This window comes from Jhaorihella thermophila, from assembly GCF_900108275.1.
Classification (GTDB): domain Bacteria; phylum Pseudomonadota; class Alphaproteobacteria; order Rhodobacterales; family Rhodobacteraceae; genus Jhaorihella; species Jhaorihella thermophila.
Window position 1 is genome coordinate 1 of record NZ_FNVD01000054.1, and the last position, 2014, is coordinate 2014.

Sequence of the window (2014 nt, forward strand, 5' to 3'; positions counted from 1 at the left end):
TGTTAGCGCCGATGTAAAACTGACCCGGGTCGCCGGTTAAAAACTGGCCCGCCTGTTAACGTGCTCTTCCGGTTTGAGGGAGGGCAGATGCTGACAGGAGAAGAGGTCTTGGAGATCAGGATTTTGCACAGGCAGGGCAAGAGCATTCGTGCGATTGCCCGGGATTTGCGGGTGAGCCGCGAGACGGTTCGCAAGTATCTGCGCGAGCCGGAGCGGGAGCCGGGTTACGGGCCGCGGGCGCCACGCCCTTCGAAGCTCGACCCGTTCAATGATTACATCCGGAGGCGGATCAGGGAAGCCGCGCCGCGGCGGCTGCCGGCGACGGTCTATCTGCGCGAGATCAGGGCGCTTGGCTATGAGGGCGGCATTTCCATTTTGAAGGACTGGCTGCAGGGTGAGTATCCGCAGCTTCCCACGCCAGAGATCGTCCGGTTCGAGACCCCACCCGGCAAGCAGGCCCAGGCGGACTGGACCCAGATCCGGCGAGGCAAGGACAAGCTGTCGGCCTTCGTGGGCACGCTGGGGTTCAGCCGGTTCAGCTTCGTCTGGTTTGCCGACAACGAACGGTTCGAGACCCTGATCGAAGCACACGAGCGGTTCTTCGATGCGATCAGCGGGGTGCCGCAGACGGTGCTCTACGACAACATGAAGACGGTTCTGATCGACCGCAACGTCCATGGCCCCGGCCAGCATCGGTTCCACGCCGGGTTCCGGCAGTTCGCCAAGCATCATGGCTTCAGCCCGCGCATGTGCGCCCCCTACCGGGCGCAAACCAAGGGCAAGGTCGAGCGCTTCAACCGCTATCTCAAGGAAAGCTTCGTCTGGCCGCTGGAGAGCCGCCTGAAGGCCCAGGGGGTCATTCTGGATGCCGATACCGCCAATGCCCATGTCGGCCAGTGGCTGCGCGATGTGGCGAACCCGCGTATCCATGCCGAGACGAAAGAGCGCCCGGTGGATCGGTTTGTGCAGGAAGCTGGATGCCTTCTGCCGCGCGGTCCTGCCTGGACGGAGATCGCGCCCTCGCTTCCGGCCGATCTGCGTGATCTCCACGTGCCCCAGCATGACCTGTCGGTCTATGACGCGATCGGGAGGCTGGCATGAACACCCTGTCCCATGACCGCCTGATCCAGCTCTGCGAGGACCTCAAGCTGCCGGGGATCGCCGACAGCTACCCGGCACTCGCCAGCGCCGCCAGCGACGAGAGCCAGAGCTTCACTGATTTCCTGGAACATGTGCTCGTGGCCGAGCGTGACTTTCGCCGTGCCCGCTCGGCGGCGACCCTGGTGCGTATGGCCGGGTTCCCGGTGGTGAAGACGCTGGAAGAGTATGACTTCAAGTTTGCCAGCTCGGCGCCCAGGCGCCAGATCGAGCAACTGGCTTCGCTCGCCTTCGTCGCGCGCAGGGAGAACGCGGTGTTCCTCGGCCCCTCTGGCGTCGGCAAGACCCACCTGGCCATCGCCATTGGCCACAAGGCAGCCAATGCCGGGATCAAGACCCAGTTCACCACCGCCGCCGATCTGATCCTCAAGCTGGAAGCGGCACAGCGTCAGGGCCGGCTCAAGGATGCGTTCCGCACACTCAGCCGTTACACCCTGCTGATCATCGACGAGATCGGCTACCTGCCACTGCATCGCGAACAGGCGCATCTGTTCTTCCAAATCATCGCCGCACGTTACGAGAAGGGATCGACCATCATGACCTCGAACCTCAGCTTCGGGGCCTGGGATCAGGCTTTCGCCGGAGACCGGGTGCTCACAGCCGCCATGCTCGACCGGCTCCTGCACCACAGCCACGTCGTCCAGATCCAGGGTGAAAGCTACCGGCTCAAGGACAAGCGCAAGGCCGGGATCATCGGAGACACCAACAGAAAGGAAAACGCTGCCGCCTGACACCACCGCCGCAGGCCAGACCGCGCTTGGGTTACATGAGGACCCCACGCGATCTGGCCTGCTCATCGCACAGGTGGGTCACTTTTACTTCGGCCAAGTGGGCCAGTTTTGAACCGGCGTTGACA

General features: G+C 63.4%; 2 protein-coding genes. Both read left to right on the forward strand.

Translation table 11 applies throughout. The features are described 5' to 3' along the window. Positions 1–87: 87 nt before the first annotated feature. Entirely contained in the window at positions 88–1101 is a 1014-nt protein-coding gene (gene istA, locus C4S70_RS18280; protein ID WP_104009507.1) for an IS21 family transposase, read from the forward strand. Beyond that, positions 1098–1889 (forward strand): IS21-like element helper ATPase IstB, encoded by a 792-nt coding sequence (gene istB / locus C4S70_RS18285; protein ID WP_104009508.1) that lies wholly within the window; start codon positions 1098–1100, stop codon positions 1887–1889. Before istA ends, istB begins: the two co-directional genes overlap by 4 nt. The last annotated feature ends 125 nt before the right edge of the window (positions 1890–2014 follow it).